This is a genomic window from Pseudomonas savastanoi, assembly GCF_020917325.1.
Taxonomy (GTDB): domain Bacteria; phylum Pseudomonadota; class Gammaproteobacteria; order Pseudomonadales; family Pseudomonadaceae; genus Aquipseudomonas; species Aquipseudomonas amygdali.
Map to the genome: position 1 here is coordinate 4,425,822 of NZ_CP076652.1, position 17,721 is coordinate 4,443,542.

Annotated in this window: 15 protein-coding genes; 4 read left to right on the forward strand and 11 right to left on the reverse strand. The window is 56.9% G+C overall.

What is annotated here, in order from left to right; all coding sequences use genetic code 11:
* Positions 1-135 precede the first annotated feature (135 nt).
* A complete protein-coding gene (locus KP808_RS18685; protein WP_230016650.1) occupies positions 136-726 on the forward strand; it encodes a DcrB/PsbP domain-containing protein in 591 nt (196 codons plus the stop codon).
* Between the two features lie 32 nt (positions 727-758).
* Here KP808_RS18685 and KP808_RS18690 read toward each other — a convergent pair whose 3' ends face one another.
* Positions 759-1,667, reverse strand: a complete 909-nt coding sequence (locus KP808_RS18690) for a LysR family transcriptional regulator (protein ID WP_122258325.1) — start codon at positions 1,665-1,667, stop codon at positions 759-761.
* A gap of 110 nt (positions 1,668-1,777) precedes the next feature.
* Between KP808_RS18690 and KP808_RS18695 the strand changes: the two genes are divergently transcribed.
* Both KP808_RS18695 and KP808_RS18700 read left to right on the forward strand, forming a co-directional pair.
* Complete coding sequence (locus KP808_RS18695; protein ID WP_122258324.1) at positions 1,778-2,980, forward strand: MFS transporter; 1,203 nt, start codon at positions 1,778-1,780, stop codon at positions 2,978-2,980.
* Positions 2,981-3,281: 301 nt separating this feature from the next.
* Positions 3,282-4,358, forward strand: coding sequence for a diguanylate cyclase (locus KP808_RS18700; protein ID WP_058400145.1), 1,077 nt, complete (start codon positions 3,282-3,284; stop codon positions 4,356-4,358).
* Between the two features lie 4 nt (positions 4,359-4,362).
* Here the strand turns inward: KP808_RS18700 and KP808_RS18705 are convergent, their stop codons facing one another.
* The 5 genes from KP808_RS18705 to KP808_RS18725 all read right to left on the reverse strand — a co-directional run bounded on the left by KP808_RS18705 (position 4,363) and on the right by KP808_RS18725 (position 11,828).
* Positions 4,363-5,235 (reverse strand): hypothetical protein, encoded by an 873-nt coding sequence (locus KP808_RS18705; protein ID WP_058400144.1) that lies wholly within the window; start codon positions 5,233-5,235, stop codon positions 4,363-4,365.
* A 725-nt stretch (positions 5,236-5,960) separates the two neighbouring features.
* Entirely contained in the window at positions 5,961-6,680 is a 720-nt protein-coding gene (locus KP808_RS18710) for a hypothetical protein (RefSeq protein WP_058400143.1), read from the reverse strand.
* A gap of 182 nt (positions 6,681-6,862) precedes the next feature.
* Positions 6,863-7,132 carry a helix-turn-helix domain-containing protein gene (locus KP808_RS18715; protein WP_080396197.1) on the reverse strand — a complete coding sequence of 90 codons (270 nt, stop codon included), beginning with the start codon at positions 7,130-7,132 and terminating at the stop codon, positions 6,863-6,865.
* Between the two features lie 473 nt (positions 7,133-7,605).
* Positions 7,606-8,922: an MFS transporter gene (locus tag KP808_RS18720; RefSeq protein WP_230016651.1), complete on the reverse strand. Its 1,317-nt coding sequence runs from the start codon at positions 8,920-8,922 to the stop codon at positions 7,606-7,608.
* A gap of 731 nt (positions 8,923-9,653) precedes the next feature.
* The gene (locus KP808_RS18725; protein WP_230016652.1) at positions 9,654-11,828 is read right to left on the reverse strand and encodes a TonB-dependent siderophore receptor; all 2,175 of its coding nucleotides are present in this window, start codon (positions 11,826-11,828) and stop codon (positions 9,654-9,656) included.
* A gap of 301 nt (positions 11,829-12,129) precedes the next feature.
* Between KP808_RS18725 and KP808_RS18730 the strand changes: the two genes are divergently transcribed.
* Positions 12,130-12,438 carry a PepSY domain-containing protein gene (locus KP808_RS18730; RefSeq protein ID WP_230016653.1) on the forward strand — a complete coding sequence of 103 codons (309 nt, stop codon included), beginning with the start codon at positions 12,130-12,132 and terminating at the stop codon, positions 12,436-12,438.
* A 92-nt stretch (positions 12,439-12,530) separates the two neighbouring features.
* Here KP808_RS18730 and KP808_RS18735 read toward each other — a convergent pair whose 3' ends face one another.
* From KP808_RS18735 to KP808_RS18755, 5 genes are all read right to left on the reverse strand, one after another.
* Positions 12,531-13,694, reverse strand: coding sequence for a PQQ-dependent sugar dehydrogenase (locus KP808_RS18735; protein ID WP_122258317.1), 1,164 nt, complete (start codon positions 13,692-13,694; stop codon positions 12,531-12,533).
* A 62-nt stretch (positions 13,695-13,756) separates the two neighbouring features.
* Entirely contained in the window at positions 13,757-14,077 is a 321-nt protein-coding gene (locus KP808_RS18740; RefSeq protein WP_002552537.1) for a hypothetical protein, read from the reverse strand.
* A 248-nt stretch (positions 14,078-14,325) separates the two neighbouring features.
* A complete protein-coding gene (locus KP808_RS18745) occupies positions 14,326-15,528 on the reverse strand; it encodes a GAF domain-containing sensor histidine kinase (protein ID WP_230016654.1) in 1,203 nt (400 codons plus the stop codon).
* A 115-nt stretch (positions 15,529-15,643) separates the two neighbouring features.
* On the reverse strand, positions 15,644-16,819 hold the full coding sequence (locus KP808_RS18750; protein WP_230016655.1) for a PAS domain-containing sensor histidine kinase: 1,176 nt from the start codon (positions 16,817-16,819) through the stop codon (positions 15,644-15,646).
* Positions 16,809-17,630, reverse strand: coding sequence for an alpha/beta fold hydrolase (locus tag KP808_RS18755; protein WP_004657609.1), 822 nt, complete (start codon positions 17,628-17,630; stop codon positions 16,809-16,811). The genes KP808_RS18750 and KP808_RS18755 overlap by 11 nt, the downstream gene beginning before the upstream one ends.
* Positions 17,631-17,721: the final 91 nt, after the last annotated feature.

Sequence of the window (17,721 nt, forward strand, 5' to 3'; positions counted from 1 at the left end):
AGGACGGCCAGCCAGAGTGATCTTGCTGGTCGTTTTTTTATGGGCACTTTTACCTGCCGGGCCACTCACATTCCTCGGGCACACAGGCCTCGATCCATTTACTCGATCCATTTAACAGACAAAAAAGGAATTTCCATGCGGTCTTTCGGTTTCAAGGCAATCGTTGTGTGTGTCGCGCTGGCAGCCTGCCAGAGCATGGTCAGCGTTCAGGCGGCGATCAAGCCCCAAGCGGCTGCGCCTGCCGCCGCTGCGGTACAAAAGGCTTCGTTGCTGGGTGGCAAACTGGCGTTTACCATTCCTGCGGGCTACGCGCAGGGCGAGATGCCCGAGATTGACGCGAAGGCCAAGGCTCAGGGGGTAACGGGTGCGCTTTACACCAACGCCGCTGAAAAGCGCGTGCTGATCGTTACCGAGACGCCTATGCCAATGGGCGTCCAGGCCAGCGACAACGACGGCGTAGTGCTTGATGGCCTGGTCACCGGGATACTTGCCCAGCAAAGTACCGGCTACAAGGACTTCAAAAAGCTGGGCGACAAGAAGATCGTCAAGAAGAACGGTCTGGGTGTCCGGCAGCTGGATACCTCGGCGACCATGAGCGACGCCCAGGTTCTGAGCACCTCGATCATTGCCGCTTCGGGTACACGCGCAGCCGTGCTGAACGTGGTCTCTAACGCGAAGAACCCGAAGGAACACGCAGCGCTGGTAAAAGCCGTCATAGGCGAATGATTCGAGCATCGGGTGGCTCTGACCAGTGTGGCTTAATCCACCCGCAACGCCTCTGACAGTCGCTCGACCAGCGCCTGCACCTTGGGCAATGACTCGCGGTTGCGCGGCCAGGCCAGATGCAGCGCCAAACCGTCAGTGGCCAGTTGTGGAAGGATCTCCACCAGCTCGCCACGCTGCAACTGCTCCCTGATCAGCCAGGTTGCCAACTGAGCAATGCCCCACGCCGAAGTCACCGCAGCCACCTGGGCTTCGCCGTTGCCGATAACCAGCCGCGCTTCGACAGCGCGCGCCTCCCGCTGCCCTTGGTCGTCAACAAACAACCAGGGGCTGGTGCTGCCATCGCCACGACCAAACAGAATGCACGCGTGACTGGCGAGGTCCTCGAACGTCGTCGGTACGCCGTGGCGCTCCAGATAAGCCGGTGCCGCGCAGAAGATCACCCGTTCGGTGCCCAGGTAACGGTGCGCCACGCCCGCTGGCCAGACAGGTGGACCGCCGATGCGCACGGCCAGGTCGATACCTTCCTCAAGAATGTCGACGAAACGATCAGTGAAGGTTATCCGCGGGCGCAGCTTGTGATGCTGCCCGGTGAAGGCGAGGATCAGCGGCAGCACGTGCAAACGACCAAAGGTCGCAGGCAGATCGATACGCAATTGTCCGGCAGGTTCTGTGCGCTGCGCCGCTAATGCGGTTTCAGCAGCCTCCAGATCGGCAAGCATGCGCGTGCACACAGCGTGATAAGCCGCCCCCTCCTCGGTCAGCGCCAGACTTCGGGTAGTGCGCTCGAACAGACGCATGCCCAGGCGGCTCTCCAGGCGTGCAACGCTTTTGCTGACTGCGGAATTGGTCAGACTCAAGCGGTCAGCGGCTGCCGTAAAGCTCCCTGCATTGGCAACGGCGACAAACGTTTCGATGCCCTTGAGGCGGTCGGTGGACAGCACGTGGATTACCCATTAGTGAATTCAATTCCGCAATGTAATGAATATTTGCCAAAGATAGGAATCATTTTCTGCAATAAGCTGGCGAACTTATTTTTTCATGGGTTCGTATCATGCCGTCTCTGGAAACTGCCGTCTCTGGCACCAAGAGCGAAAGCTCGACCGGTGCAGGCTTGTCCATCGCGATTCTGGCGCTGGCTGGCTTCGTAATCGTTACCACCGAATTTCTCATCATAGGACTGCTGCCTTCACTGGCCCGCGACCTGGGAATTTCCATTTCTACTGCCGGTTTGCTGGTTACGCTATTCGCCTTCACCGTGATGCTGTTTGGCCCGCCGCTGACAGCCATGCTTTCGCACCTGGACCGCAAGCGTACGTTCATCGTCATCCTGCTGATCTTCGCGGCCTCCAACGCTCTGGCTGCGGTGTCGAGCAATATCTGGGTGCTGGCACTGGCGCGATTCATACCAGCACTGGCGCTGCCGGTGTTCTGGGGCACGGCCAGTGAAACCGCAAGCCTGCTGGCCGGACCGAAACGCGCCGGCAAGGCAGTGGCGCAGGTTTACCTCGGTATCTCCGCCGCCATGCTGTTCGGTATCCCGCTGGGCACCGTATTTGCCGATGCAGTGGGCTGGCGCGGCGCGTTCTGGGCGCTGACGCTGCTGTCTGCATTAATGGCAGTGTTACTGGCGTTGTCGATGCCACGCATTGAACCTACCGCAAAGGTCGGCCTCGCCGAGCAGGCAAAAATCCTGCGTGATCCGCTGTTCCTCGCCAACTTGCTGCTGTCCATCTTGCTGTTCACTGCCATGTTCGGGGCTTACACCTACCTGGCAGATACACTAGAACGCATCGCAGGTATCGAGTCGGCTCAAGTGGGCTGGTGGTTGATGGGCTTCGGCGCGGTCGGCCTGATCGGTAATGCACTGGGGGGACGTTATGTGGACCGCAGCCCGCTCGGCTCGACCATGGCCTTTGCGCTGCTGCTCGCACTGGGCATGACCGCAAGCGTACCCGCCGCAGGCTCCATGCCGCTGCTGGCCGTGGTGCTGGTGATTTGGGGCATTGCTCACACAGCGTTGTTCCCTATCTGTCAGATCAGGGTGATGAAAGCGGCACCGCAGGCCCAGGCATTGGCAGGAACCTTGAATGTCTCGGCGGCCAATGCAGGTATAGGTCTGGGATCGATCATTGGCGGCCTGACCATTGAGCATCTGGGCCTGAATGCGGTGGGGTATGTCGCAGCCGTCGTTGCGTTACTGGCCATTGCAGTTGCCTGGATGACCGGGATTCAGAAAAACAAGGCCGGCGCATAAACTGGCCCGGCTCGATTAGCCGGATATCACCGGGCAGTACTTTTGCAACGACGCAACTACACTGCCCGGTTATTCCAGAGTGCCGCTGCTGGTATGTTTCGTCATATTTTTGAACCTGTTTCCTGGCTGTTTTTGTCAGTTAATTGACTCCGAAACAGGCAAGCCTTCCCGATGTGCAGCTAATTGACACTGCACTGCAAAATGCTCTTCCCATGACACTGGCGAACGCTCAAACTCCAGCCTTTCGGTCAAGGAGTCATGGTTTCTGACCGATTCAAGACGTTATGTCCGGTAAGGAACTATGAGCTCATATCACCGCAAGGGACTGGCATTCGCCAAGCGGATCTACGCGCCGAGATCACTCGGTGTCAGCGTTGGCTTTATTACTGTCGCTGTGTCTTTGTATTACGTGAATGCTGCACACTGGCTTTGGACACTGGCGCTGCTCAATGCCCTGATCTGGCCGCATGTTGCTTACCAGATTGCGAAAAAATCGCGCGAACCCTATCAGGCGGAATGGCGCAATCTACTCTTCGACTCGCTGATGGGCGGGTTCTGGATTGGCGCGATGGGCTTCAGTGCCGTGCCCAGCGTTACGGTCATCGCAATGATGGCCATGCATAACATGGCTGCTGCCGGGCCACGCCTGATGCTGCAAGGCTTGTGCGCACAGGCGCTGGGGGTGCTGATCTCGTTGGCCGTGCTTAACCCCGTAGTCAATTTGCATGGCAACATTGCACAGATCTACGCCTGCCTTCCCGTCCTGGTGATTTACCCTATTTTCATCGGCTGGATGAGCCATCAGGTCACCCTGAAGCTCTGGGAGCATCGCAACATCCTGCGAAAAATAAGCCGTACCGACAGCCTCACCGGACTGCTCAATCATGGCGCATGGAAAGACCTGCTTGATCTGGAGTACGCAAAAAGCCAGAACCAGCATCAGCAGTGCGTCATCGCACTGATCGACATTGACCATTTCAAGGTCATCAACGATACCTACGGCCACCTCATGGGCGACACCGTGCTGCAGAACATCAGCGAAGCACTGATGGAAAACCTGCGGGACTCGGATTTGATCGGACGTTGTGGCGGAGATGAGTTCTGCGTCATTCTGCCGGACACCCGCTTGTTTCAAGCGAGGGAAATCCTGGAGCGCACGCGTCTGGCGATAGATGAAATGACCTACTCTCTGCAGCGCGATCTCAAGGTCAGCCTGAGTATCGGCATAGCCGCCTATTCTCCTGAACTGCCGGATGCTTCATCCTGGTTGCACGAAGCAGACAAGGCGCTGTACCTCGCCAAAAGCACCGGTCGCAACTGCGTGGCCAGCGCTCAGGATATGCCGTCAGAGCTCCAGCCACTGAGTGCAGATGCCTGACCGGTCAACGCCGGTTCTTGAACAGGACGTCAAACAGGGATGAGAAGTTCTTGATGCCCATCGCCTTCATGAACGAGTTGCGCATGTCTTCTCGCAGGCTTTCCAGGGTGATTTCCTTGGGTTTTGCGGTTTTTTGAGCGGGGATGCCGGTTTCCCGAATGTCACCCTCGCCAGGGGCGTACTTTTCCTTTGACAGAGTTCTAATGTAGTCGTTTTTCTGGCTTTTATAGGTAGCATAGTCAGGTCCAAGTTGCTGGTCCCTTTCCCCCGACGTCGAAAAACGATTGATGACTTTTTCCATGAACTCAAAGTGGTTGTGACCAAGGGCACCGTAGTCTTTGTCCGTGATAAAACGAATAAAACCCTGATCCAGCCGTGTCGTTGTTAAAGCGCTTCCCTCACTAATACGCTTGGCCGTCGCCGCATTTGTATCTGTAAAACTGTAAAAGACCTTGTGCCCTTCCATGTCATAGGTCTTGCCTTGGTTATGACGAGACCAGATCCTTCCATCGTCTTTCTCCCTGTAGGATGCCAGCCCAAACGCCAAGTCATCGACGTAGAAAAGATCAGCCCCCTGATCTCTGGCCCACTCATAAACCTCGCCAAGAAGCCTCCGGTCATCCCGTGTTAAAAAAGAGGTTTCAGGCATGGACGTGCCGCACTCTGCCTTACCCAGCATGGGTGCTGGAAATTTAGGGTCTGTCAGTCCGAAAATTCTCTGCTTGAGAATCGCCCCGCCACTGATTGTCACGGAGGGGTCCAGAAAGTTTGTATGACTGGATGAGTTAGCAAGAACGGGTATTTTTTTAGAGGCTATTTTTTCATCGAGTTGCCTTGCTGTTACCAGCGCTTCTATTCCAGAGCTGATTACCCGCATAAAGTGGACTCCTGGCCTATAGAACCCCTGACGTTTATCGTCAGGGGTCGACAATCAATACGTTAAATGAAAGGTGACTGTTTCCGCCCCCAACGGCTTACTTTGCCAAGGTCCACTTTCAGCGTTGTGCCGAATGATCACATCCGACGCGTAGCTAAAACCGAGATTATTGAAGAGCTCAGTACTACCTGGAGCGCCAGGAATAATAGTTACACAATCGATATCGTGCACACCCGTGGTTCGAAAGCAAAGATTGGCGCGCTCACCTTTACTGTCCGGAAATGATGTCGCCGTCCATGAGATTTTCCGCAATCGGGAGTTATTGGCCGCCCCGCGAGGGTAATCGGACAATCTCAACTGGTGCCTGGAGAATGCATTATGCCCAGGTCCGTTTATAGTCGTAGGTGTTCTTGTAGTTGTCACCGAGTAATCTGCAGCCTGACTGGCCGAAGACAAAAACAACAGCAACAGAGGTACTATTTTTTTCATAACACTTTTCCCAATGATTTATCATTAAAAACACGCGGCATTTGCGATTCTTCTTACTACTCTTTTATTGTATAAGCCACTGATAAAAACATGCGGTATTTAATGCTACGCCTTCAAAAAGCTCGAAAAAATTTAAAACCATTACTGAAAAAATCGTAAATCCCGAACAGCTTTATATATCCATATCAAATACTTTTCAGAAAAAGCCTTAGCCCGTGGACATCCAGGGCGGGTTCTCAATCAATCGAAAACTCAAAAGAGGAAAGATTTTCCAACAGCCATGCAGGGGTATGCACTTCAAGCAGTGCGCTAATGGGCTGCTCCATGATCAACTTGCCGTAGAGGGTTTCTTCCTGCTCCAGATGGGCAAGCTGGGTGGCGCGGTAATTGAGCGGGTAGATGCTCTTTTCGATCGGCAGTAATCGGTCGAAGTGTTCGAGCAGGCCGTGGAAGACGATTCGTCGCTCGACTGTGTTCCGTGTGGTGGCAATGAGTTTGACGAAGTACTCACTGTCCTGGTGCCGCAGTGCTTCACCGGCAGTGTAACGCTCGACCAGCGTGTGCAGCGATTCGTCATCGAACACGATGCAACACAGGTCTTCGCGCAACAGGCCTTTGAACGGGTTGTCGACCGCTGGCCGGCGGCCGTGCAAGCCCAGGATGAACTGTACAGCCTGCTCGGCCAGCCACTTGCGCTTGCGCCCCTCAAGCCGCTCGACCTCTTCGATCAACGGGGCCTGGCGTCCATGCGAACGAACCTGTCGGCAGAGCTTGGCAAACAGGCCAACGGGGCCGGACAGTTTTTTCTGTTGCTCGGCAAGTTGCGTTACCGAAAGTGCCGACTGCCGGGTTGCCAGGCGATGGAAGTCTGTTGTGAGATTCAAACCGGGCCGATGCGGATCCAGCCGCAATGACTGATCGGACTCAGACCGGCCCCGAACAAAACAAACAGTCATGATTGCTCCTTTTTATTTTTTACGGTTTGCCGTAAGGACGGACTTTAGAACCATCTGTTCCGGGCAACCAGATAGCCGACCACCGGAAATCAACCGTAGTGCAATAGTGAAATTATTGACCTTGGGGCACTGTCCCGATAACGCTGATCGCCCTGACAAGATGTGTTCTGTGACAAGACACATTATGTATGTGCTGACTCGTTGCGCAATCCGACAGATGTAGGGGGTCGGTTACTTTTTCCCGGAAGCCATAAAGAAACACAACGCGCCATGAGCTCGACACGGGTCTTTACACGGCTCTTTCTTAGTAGCGAAGACACGTGATCACGAACCGTATAGTCACTGATACGGAGCTGCCTGGCGATTTCCTTGTTCGTACAGCCCTGCAACAGCAGGCCAAGAACCTCTTGCTCTCTCATTGTCACCTCCATGCTACTTCCCCTTGCCATCATTTTGCCCTAGAGCAAATTTGTAGGATGTTTCATACACACGTCTTCCATGACCTAAAAAGTAAATCGGCACAGAAACCATTTTATTTAGTATTGTTTTTTATTAAATCCGAATAGAAACCAAAATCCTGCCAAAAACAAAGACCTGTGAGAACAATCATGAAGCAATAAACTATTAAAGAAATCTCCTACAGAAAATACAGAACAATTACCTCTATCAATTTAACGAAATCACAAATAACCCACCAATCGAGGCACGTCGGAATCGTGGCAGCCAACAGCACACCAGCTCAGTAAATAAAAATAATATAGAGGGGCGCAAGATAGACTTGAGCAAACAGAATTACAATCACTTGTTACAATTGACCGCGCCTGACTTGAAGAACTTTCTTGATGTTTTTCATTTGCGCAAACCGCCCATATAGATGAGCGGCTGCTTGCGAGAAAGAGGCGCGCCAGCAGGAACAGGCTTGACGCTAACCGTTTCGGCCGGCTGCAAGGTCATCTACCACCACACCCCGGCGCAAGCCGAATACTGCAGCGGTCGCCAGACCCACAATCCCCATGACCAGGCTGTAGAGCACACAAACCCAGATATTCCAGGGCATCAGCGCGATGAGCAGCAACGGCGTGGTACTCGCCCAAAAAGCGTAGGCGATGTTGTAAGTGAACGAGATGCCAGACACACGAATGTTCGCAGGGAACAGTCCGACCATCACCGAAGGCACCACGCCGACAACCCCGCAGGCCAGCCCTGCGATGGCGTAGGCGATACCCAGCGGCATCCATTGCTGGATAAGGCTGGCGTAAAGCACGCCTATACCCAGCGGCAGCAGCAGGCTGTAGATGATGACGCCGCGCCACGCACCGATGCGGTCAACCAGCATGCCTGCCAACACGCAGCCGATATTGAGGAAGACGATGCCCACCGCACTCAGGGCAAACGTAGTGCTCGCGCTGATGCCGAAGCGCTGCTGCATGACCGTAGGCGTGATCACTACCAGCACGACCACTGCGGAAGTCAGCACAAACGTCAACAGCGCGGCCGGCAGCAAGGATTGGCGATGATCGCGCAGGACCTGGCCAAGCGGCAGTGTCGGCAGGTTTTCACGCTGGGCGTGCATGGCGATGAACACTGGCGTTTCGTTCAGCCAGCGGCGTAACCAGACGCCCACGACGCCGAAAACACCGCCCAGCAGAAACGGAATACGCCACGCCCAGTCAAGAATCTCACCCGGGCTGAAGACCCTTGCCAGCCATGTTGCGGTCAGCGCACCGAGCAGGTATCCAAACGTCAGGCCGGCTTGCAACACCCCGAGTGCGTAGCCGCGATGCCCCTGGGGTGCGTGCTCTGCCACGAAGACCCAGGCACTGGGTACTTCGCCACCGACCGCTGCGCCTTGCAGAATGCGTAACGCCAGCAACACCAGTGGTGCCCAGTAACCAATCTGTGCGTAGGTGGGCATGATGCCGATCAGCAGACAAGGCAGGGCCATCATCAGAATACTCAGGCTGAACACCCGCTTGCGCCCCAGCCGGTCGGCAAAATGCGCCATCAGAATGCCGCCCAGCGGGCGTGCGAGATAGCCTGTCACGAAGATCCCGAAGCTTTGCAGCAGACGCAGCCACTCGGGCATGTCGGGCGGAAAAAACAGCTGGCTGAGGGTCAGCGCGAAGAATACGAAGATGATGAAGTCGTAAATTTCCAGCGCGCCACCCAGCGCCGCAAGGCCCAGGGTCTTGTAGTCGCCTTTGGTGAAAGGTTGCGGAGTGGATTGAACGATGGCCGTCATGAAGCCCCCGAAACATGGCTGAAAAAAGCGCCTGGCGCTCACAGGGCGCGAAGAATAGCAAAGCTTGCGGGCGCACTGATACGGAGCGGAGGCCTGTAGCGGGAACGATGATCGCAACTATCGTGCGGCGCTCCGCGTCGCATGCCGTTTCTGGACGCTCCGCGTCCTCTTGACGACGCAGAGCGTCGAGAACTGCATTCCCACGCTGGAGCGTGAGGAACGATCACTTCAACTATCGTGCGGCGCTCCGCGTCGCATGCCGTTTCTGGACGCTCGCTCCGTCCTCTTGACGACGCAGAGCGTCGAGAACTGCATTCCCACGCTGGAGCGTGAGGAACGATCACTTCAACTATCGTGCGGCGCTCCGCGTCGCATGCCGTTTCTGGACGCTCCGCGTCCTCTTGACGACGCAGAGCGTCGAGAACTGCATTCCCACGCTGGAGCGTGAGGAACGATCACTTCAACTATCGTGCGGCGCTCCGCGTCGCATGCCGTTTCTGGACGCTCCGCGTCCTCTTGACGACGCAGAACGTCGTGAACTGCACTCCCACGCTGGAGCGTGAGGAACGATCACTTCAACTATCGTGCGGCGCTCCGCGTCGCATGCCGTTTCTGGACGCTCCGCGTCCTCTTTACGACGCAGAGCGTCGTGAACTGCACCCCCACGCTGGAGCGTGAGGAACGAGAATCCCGACGATCGTGCCAACGCTCCGTGCAATAGAGCCCGTCCACTAAAAGTTGACGGTGGCCGACAATCTCGCCGTTCTGGGTGCGCCCATGAATAGGTAGTCGTCACCCAGATACTCCCCGGCATCACGCCAGTAGCGTTTGTCGAAGAGGTTGTCGACGGTCAGGCGCAGGACCGTGTCGTAGCCGCTGATTCGGGTGCTGTAACGGCTGCCGATATTGAACAGTGTGTAGTCATTGACCTGCACGGAACCTTCACGGTCAGCGTACTTGCTGGCGCTGTACTGCATCCCGCCGAGTAAGGCGAGCCCGGGCACCGGCAGGCTGTAGTCAGCTTGCAGGGTGCCACGGTATTTGGGCACATTGAGGGCCTGATGATCGTCATAGGCCTCGGTGCCGCTGCCTTCGACCCGCGCCCGGATGGCCGCCGCACTGGCGGATATCTGCAGGCGGTCGGTCACCCAGCCACTCGCCCCCAGTTCAAGCCCGGTGTTTTTCTGCTCGCCTTGCTGCACATAGGTAAACGTGCCGTCATCGTTGGGCCTGGAGTACTGATACGCCTGACGGGCCTGAAACACTGCTGCCGTCAGGCTTATACGCTGCCAGTCATACTTGATGCCCGCTTCCAGCTGTCGGGATACGGTGGGCGCAAGTATTTCACTGGCATTGGTGGTGAACCACGCCGCTGTCCCGCCCAGCGACAGGCCTTTGCTGTAGCTGGTGTAGAGCGAAAGGTTGTCCACCGGTTTGTAGATCAATGCCGCCTGCGGCAGGAACACGTAACGCTCGGTGTGTCTTGCGTCGCTGCCATCCTCGGTAAACGCCTGCTCGTCGAGCCGCACCTGTCGCCCGCCCAGCACGGTTTGCCAGTGCTCGTTGAAACTGATCCGGTCGGTGATGAACAGCCCGTACTGACGACTGTCCAGACGACGCTCGGTATGTGGCAGCGTCAAAGGCGACGGTGCCACCGATTCAGGCGACTCGTTGATCGTGCCCGAGCCGACGAATTCATTGAAGGTCCCGCTCGTATCGACGGTGCGGCGGTAGGCGCTGGTGCCGAAGGTCAGCTCGTGCCCCAGTGATCCGGTAGTGAAGGTACCGGACATGGCCGCTTCGACCTCATCGTTACGCCGCGTGTCGTCCGGGCTGCGGAAGTCGTAGATGTCGTAGCCACCCTCGGCGCTGAAGTGGTTGGGCACCGCTTCGGCTGCGCAACTGGCCGAGCCGTAACAGCCCCATGCAAAGGCGCTGTAGTCATCAATGACCACGCGACTGCGCGACGCACTCAGGCTGCCCTTCCAGCTGTCGTTGAACCGGTATTCGAAACGCCCGTTCATGTTCAGCGAGTCGATGCCCACCGGGTTGGACCAGTTTTGATAGCCCAGCAGCTTGCGTGGCGAGGCGTCGTGAGGCAGCGCCGTACCGCCGAGCAATTGATAACCGGGCACCGAACGCTGTTCTTTGCTCTGATACTCGACGTCCAGTTGCAGTAAGGCGCGCTCGCTGATGTTCCAGTCGAAGGCGAGCGAGGCGAAATCACGCTGGCCGTCGGCGTGCTCGACGTACGAGCGAATGTCTTCATGGGCCAGGTTGGCGCGCAGCCCGAACTGCTGTTCGCTGCCGAACCAGCCGCCGACATCGGTCGCGAGGTAGCGCTCGCCGTGTTCGTTGGTAGAGACCGTGACCGAGCGAACATCCTGCGCGCGCTTGGTCTGGTAGTTGATGACACCACCGGGCTCTGAAACGCCGCTCTGCAAGCCGGACAGCCCCTTGAGCAACTCGACCTGCTGCTTGTTCTCCAGCGCCACGTTCTGCTCGCCGGCAATGCTGCGGCCGTTGATGCGATAACTGTTGGCTGCGTTCAACGAGAAGCCGCGCACCACAAAGTTTTCGTAATAGCCTGCCGGCGCATAGCCGTCGCCGACCGAGGCATCGTTGCGCAGCACGTCACTCAGCAGTTTTGCCTGACGGTCCCTGATCAGCGCTTCGCTGAACACTGAAACCGAGGCAGGCGTGTCCAGCAGCGAAGCCTGATCAAACCCGTAAATCGACGCCCGACCAGCTTTATAGTCGCTGGCACCTTCCTGTTCGCTGAACCCGGTCACGTTGACCGCGTCCAGAGTGAGCGGATCCGCAGCCATTAGCGGCGAGGCAACAGCCATGCCCAACGGTAACAATCGCCAGGCATGACGCATGGCAGGTCGGTAGGGCGTACTCATCGATCAGACTCCGCAAGGACAGGTGCCTGGACAGACGCGATGCACCTTCCGGCAGGGGGCCAACCTTTTACGTTCACCGCCGTTTTTTTTCAACCTTTACGTGATGGTCTGCCTGTAAACGAATGACACGGGAAAACTCTACTTACGTATCAAGGGAAAGAAGCCACCGCAAAAAACGTTGCGCACCGGAATAATTAAGCGTGAATTAAGTAAGCGTGGATAATCTGAGTTCAACAAAACCGCTGAACCATTCAGCGTGTGACGAATCCATTAAAACAGATCAATCAGAAAGGAATACCCTATGAAACTTATGCCTGCCGTCTTCGCCGCTGTTGCCCTCGCTGCTGTTGCAGGTGCCGCCCAGGCCGACGTTGGTCCCGATGAAGTGATCCGCCTTTACAAGTCTCAGGCATTGGGTGACTTTGAACAGTTCAACAAGCAGGCCGTTGCCAAGCACACAGGCTTCACGGTCCACGATACCGAGCTGGAAAAAGAACGCGACGGCCGCCTGGTCTATAAGATCGAACTGAAAGACGCCAAGGGTGTGGAATGGAACTACGACGTCGATGCCAAGACGGGCGAAGTGGTACGTGACGCAAAGGATAACTGATCCGACTGCCCTAAAAGTTATCGCACCGAGAAACCATAAGAAAACTCCCACTACATTGTGGGAGTTTTCTTTTTCAAAGGTTTAACAGGCTATTACTGAGCCAACCCGACTTTCAGCAACTTACCCTCGTCTTCATCCGTCAACAAATACAAGTAACCGTCCGGCCCCTGACGCACATCGCGTATCCGCTGTTTCATGCCTTTCAACAGCCGCTCTTCATGAACGATCTTGTCATTCTCGAACTGCAGCCTGATCAACTCCTCAGTGGCCAGAGCACCGATGAATACACTGTGATCCCATGCCTTGAAAAGGCTGTGGTCATAGAACGCCATGCCACTTAGGCCCGGCGAAACTTCCCAGACCTGAAACGGAATTTTTGTGCCTTCGACAACCTTGCCCTTGGACTCCGAAATCGGCTGACCAGAGTAGTCGATACCGTGAGTCGCAATCGGCCAGCCGTAGTTCTGGCCACGCTCGATGATGTTCAATTCATCGCCGCCCTTGGGCCCATGCTCGTTGGTCCACAACGTACCGGTCCACGGATTGAGCGCTGCGCCCTGCTGGTTGCGATGGCCGTAGGACCAGATCTCGGGCCGGACGTTTTTCTGCCCGACAAAAGGGTTGTCTTTCGGCACGCTGCCATCCGGGTAGATACGTACGATCTTGCCTTGCAGCTTGTCCAGGTCTTGCGCAGTGGGACGATCGTTGTTCTCGCCCAGCGCGATAAACAGGTAACCGTCGCGATCAAACACCATCCGCGCGCCGAAGTGGTTGCCCACCGAGAGTTTCGGTTCCTGGCGGAAGATAACCTCGAAGTCTTCCAGACGGGTCATGTCTTTGGACAGACGACCACGCCCTGCGGCAGTGCCGGCGGTATCTCCCTCGGCGGCGGTTTTGCCACTGCCTTCGGAGTAGGTCAGATACACCATGCGGTCCTTTGCGAAGTCCGGGGAAAGCACGACGTCGAGCAGACCACCCTGCTTTCTTGCCCAGACTTGCGGCACACCGGAAAGCGGCTCGGATAATTTGCCATCCGCCGACACGATACGCAGGTTGCCGGAACGCTCCGTCACCAGAATGCCCTGCTTGTCAGGCAGAAATGCCAGTGCCCATGGGTGATCCAGACCTTCGGCAACCGGGGTGACCGTGACGGTGCCTTGTTCGCTTTTGTAGGTTTCCGGGGCGGCGCCTGCCGTCAGCGGCAGGCTCAAAATGGCAGCGGTACACCATGTGGCGATCAGGGTTTTTCTAAGCATGAGCGTTTCCTTATGCATTGAGTCGACGTCCCGCGGTGAAACGGGCTCGCAGGGTTGAAGATTCAATTGGCGCGGCTGGGGTCGGTTGTCGGCGTAGAGGGACGCGGAGCATTCTGGCGCGTGGGGTAGCCGTTGCCGATACCACCGTTCTCCAGCGTAGGCCTGCGCACAGGCGGCGCAATATTGGAGCCGGGCGCGCGGGGCGTGATTGACTCGGTGCCCTGACGGCTGTTGGGGTTGGAGCGCTTGATCGGGCTGTTATACGGGTTGCTGCTGGCGCCGTTGTTGAGTGTGCTGTTTGGCAGTGTCTGCGCCTGAACAGCACCGATGCCACATGACGCAACCAGCACGCCCCCTACAAGATTGCGCAAAAAACTGTTCATCACTACCTCTTGGCAAAGGTGAAACTGCGGGGTAACCGTGAAGACTCAGGCCTTTGACGGCAGCCCAGGCCTCAGGTTCGACCCGACAGTGTCGATGAGCAAGCATAGCGGTGTGAGAGTTTGTAACAAGGATGTTCAAAGCGCATACCTTCAGCCATGCGCGACGCCACGCAGGCTCGGCCCTGGCGCAAGGCAAGGAAGCGCTGCGCCCAGGTCATGCAATCGCACGTCGTGTTTTACGGGCGTAACTACGCCGACTTCGCCGACTTCGCCGACTTCAAAGGCATCCTGAACGTGAAGACAGTGCCCTGCTCTCGTGTCGAGCACACTTCAAGCGTACCGCCATGCGCCAAGGCTATCTCGCTGGCGATATAAAGCCCCAGACCTAGCCCGGCTTGCGGCTCGTCGGTGATTGGCCGTGAGTAAGGCAGGAACAACTGCGAACGAACGGACTCGGGTATCGGCTCGCCCTGATTGGTAACGCTGAGCAGAAACAGATCACCGCGCACACCCGCCGTCACCTCGACCGGGCTTTGGGGATCACCGTGACTGATCGCGTTGGACACCAGATTGGACAGCAATTGCGCGATCCGCTCGTGGTCGCAGCGAATACGCTCCAGCGCCGTTATATCCGACCTGATCAGCCTGGACGGGTGAACACGGCGTATCTCTGACACAACATGTTCAAGCGTTTCATCCAACCCGTGCGCATCGTGCATGCTCAGCGGAATACCATGCCCCATGCGGCCACGGGCAAAGTCGAGCACGTCGTCGACCAGTTGCGAGGCGCGTTTGCCAGACGTCAGGATGTGTTGCACGACTTGCAGGGCCTTTTCATCCAGTGGCCGACGCAGCAGCAATTCGGCACTGGCATTGATGGCAAACAAAGGGTTGCGCAGGTCGTGCCCCAGAACGGCGATGAACTGCTCGCGCAGCTCTGCCACCTCACGCTCGGCCAGAAGGTCTTCACGCACTTGCTGCAGGTTTTCCTCGGCCTCGATCTGCAGTGCCAGAAGACGCGCAAACGACGCCATCATCGCCTCGATGGGTGTACCGGTCAGCTTGGCGGGCTTGGGGTCCAGCGCACAGATAGTGCCGAAAAAGGTGCCATTGGAGAGGAAGATCGGCACCGATATGTAGCTCTGGAAGTTGTATAAACGCGGCGTATGGTGCTCACAAAACAGCGGATCCTCAGCGACATGATCAATCACCACAGCCTTGTGGGAGCTGCGAATCTCGTGGCAGATTGTGCTGCTCAGTTCCAGCTCGCCGCCGGGTTTCAAACCAAAATCCAGCTTGTCCAGAACCGCGCAGGCCATCCAGGTACTTTCGGTGACACGCGCCACGGCGGCAAAACCCAGGCCGGTGGATTCGGTGATGACTTGCAGGATGGCCGGAACCGCGCTGATCCGACTGATCTTGGCTACATCATTTGAAATGGATTGCCGCATGGAGAACCTGTATCAGCCTTGAGGTAATGGCGCAGCGTTTAGTTTAGGTCTGTAACGATCTTCGTGCACCCTTGAATACGCCACGTTGGCCGAAGAAACCTGGCCGTACGCTCATTCACGCAGGAGGGCGCGGGAAGGCTACGGTGAACGTCGTACCCTCCTCAGCCGAAGAGCGAACCGTCACCTCACCCAGATGGGCTCGAACGATCTCGCGAACGATGAACAGGCCGAGCCCGACTGTGCGGGTTTCGTCACTGTCACTGACCACCCGTACGACGGGTTCGTACAGGTCGTCCACTTTCTCCATGGGTATCGGTTCGCCGACGTTGTGCACCGACAGCTTGATCAGCCAGGTATCGAAGGAAGACGTGATCAAAACCTCGCTGCCGTCCGTGCCATAGTTGATGGCGTTGCTCACCAGATTACCAAGCATTTGCAGCAGACGATCCGGATCCGCCGAGCACGCACCCTGCCCCTCGCTGCGATGCGTCAGCACTCTGTGCGGGAAAACCTGGCGCAGCTCTTCGACGCCCCGGGCGACAACCGCGTGCAGATCGATAGCCTGAGGCACCACGGCAATACCGCTGCCGACGCGGGCATGGGTAAAATCCAGCAGATCCACAATCATGCGGTCAGCCCGGTCAGTGGAGTGATGGATGTGCCCAAGGATTCGTTCTTGCCTAGACTCCAGTTGCGTGCGCTCCAGCAGTCCGGCCGCCATCTTGATCGCCGCCAGAGGGTTGCGCAGGTCGTGGCTGACAATGCCAATCATCTGCTCGGCAAAAATGGCCCGTATTTCCGCCTCGGCGTGAGCCAGACGCAGGCGATTGCGTGCCGAGGTAAGTTCTGTCTGAACAGCCATTTGTTGCTGCAACAGCTCTTCGGCGATCTTGCGCGCAGCAAGCAGTTCGCGTTCGTACTTGTTGCGCTCCTCGGCCATGAACACGGCCACTTCATGCAAAACCCCGGTCGGATGCTCGCGGCGCACGGCATTGAGCATCATGGGGATGGCGCGGCCATCGGCATGAATCAATTCAACCTTGACCTCGGCAATTGACCCCTGAGTCTGCAAGAGCGGTGCCCAGTGGGTTTGCAGGAAGACTTTGCCTGCCACATTAAACAGGTCCTGAAAACGGCGCCCTAGAACAGCTTCACGCCCAAGGCCCAGCCAACGGCAGAACGTCAGATTGGCACGCTCGATGGTGCCATTGGGCAAGGTAACCAACAGACCGCAGGCCGCATGTTCGTACAGGTCTTCTGTCACTGGCAGACTCACCTGTTCAACCGTCATGTGCAGCGCTCTCGTAAGACGCCAGAAACTGATTCATGGCGGTGATGCATTCCTGCGGCGCGCTCATGTGCGGGTAATGCCCCACGTTGTCGATCATGTGCAAGGTGCTGTCGGCAATGACACGGTGCAGGTACTCGCCAACCTGCACCGGCACCACCAGATCGTCACTGCTTTGCATGATCAGCGTCTTGCTTTTGAGTTTCGCGACATCGGCACGATGGTCGGAAAGGAAGGTTACGCGGGCAAACTGCCTGGCAATCTCGGCATTGGTACGACAGAAGCTGCTGGCAAGCTCTTCACCCAGTTCAGGCCGGTCAGAGGCGCCCATGAGTGTCGGCGCCATGGTGCTGGACCAGCCCAGGTAATTGCTTTCCAGCGTCTCAAGCAACGAGTCGATATCAGCGCGAGTGAAGCCGCCGACGTAATCACCGTCGTTGAGGTAATGGGGCGATGGACCCACCATGATATGGCCGTCGAATCGGCCGGGCGACTGCAGTTCAGCAAGCACCGCAATCATGCAACTGACCGAGTGGCCGACATGCACAATCGGCCCGTCTCCGGCGAACTCGTCGACCAGTTCCAGTAAGTCGCTTGCATAGCCCTTGAGTGACGCATATTTGTGCGGGTACCAGGCCGACACGTCGGAATCTCCGCTGCCTACAAGGTCGAACAGAATAACCTTGAAGCGTTCGGCGAAGTGCGGAGCCATGAAGCGCCACATGTGCTGATCACAGCCGAATCCATGAGCAAAAATCAGAGTGGCCGGTCCGTCGCCCACGATATTGACGTTATTGCGCTGTTGGACCGACATATCGGGCTCCGAAAATAACCAGGCAACCGGCCTGTTGTGCATACCGTATGATGATGAGAGGAGATTATCACCGTTAAAGGCACACTAGTGG

Coding starts and splice junctions, on each gene's coding strand:
- KP808_RS18710 (WP_058400143.1), bottom strand. CDS start 6,680: ATGACTGTTTGTTTTGTTCGGGGCCGGTCTGAGTCCGATCAGTCATTG.
- KP808_RS18685 (WP_230016650.1), top strand. CDS start 136: ATGCGGTCTTTCGGTTTCAAGGCAATCGTTGTGTGTGTCGCGCTGGCA.
- KP808_RS18755 (WP_004657609.1), bottom strand. CDS start 17,630: ATGTCGGTCCAACAGCGCAATAACGTCAATATCGTGGGCGACGGACCG.
- KP808_RS18700 (WP_058400145.1), top strand. CDS start 3,282: ATGAGCTCATATCACCGCAAGGGACTGGCATTCGCCAAGCGGATCTAC.
- KP808_RS18735 (WP_122258317.1), bottom strand. CDS start 13,694: ATGCTTAGAAAAACCCTGATCGCCACATGGTGTACCGCTGCCATTTTG.
- KP808_RS18715 (WP_080396197.1), bottom strand. CDS start 7,132: ATGATGGCAAGGGGAAGTAGCATGGAGGTGACAATGAGAGAGCAAGAG.
- KP808_RS18750 (WP_230016655.1), bottom strand. CDS start 16,819: ATGACGGTTGAACAGGTGAGTCTGCCAGTGACAGAAGACCTGTACGAA.
- KP808_RS18705 (WP_058400144.1), bottom strand. CDS start 5,235: ATGCGGGTAATCAGCTCTGGAATAGAAGCGCTGGTAACAGCAAGGCAA.
- KP808_RS18695 (WP_122258324.1), top strand. CDS start 1,778: ATGCCGTCTCTGGAAACTGCCGTCTCTGGCACCAAGAGCGAAAGCTCG.
- KP808_RS18725 (WP_230016652.1), bottom strand. CDS start 11,828: ATGAGTACGCCCTACCGACCTGCCATGCGTCATGCCTGGCGATTGTTA.
- KP808_RS18720 (WP_230016651.1), bottom strand. CDS start 8,922: ATGACGGCCATCGTTCAATCCACTCCGCAACCTTTCACCAAAGGCGAC.
- KP808_RS18740 (WP_002552537.1), bottom strand. CDS start 14,077: ATGAACAGTTTTTTGCGCAATCTTGTAGGGGGCGTGCTGGTTGCGTCA.
- KP808_RS18745 (WP_230016654.1), bottom strand. CDS start 15,528: ATGCGGCAATCCATTTCAAATGATGTAGCCAAGATCAGTCGGATCAGC.
- KP808_RS18730 (WP_230016653.1), top strand. CDS start 12,130: ATGAAACTTATGCCTGCCGTCTTCGCCGCTGTTGCCCTCGCTGCTGTT.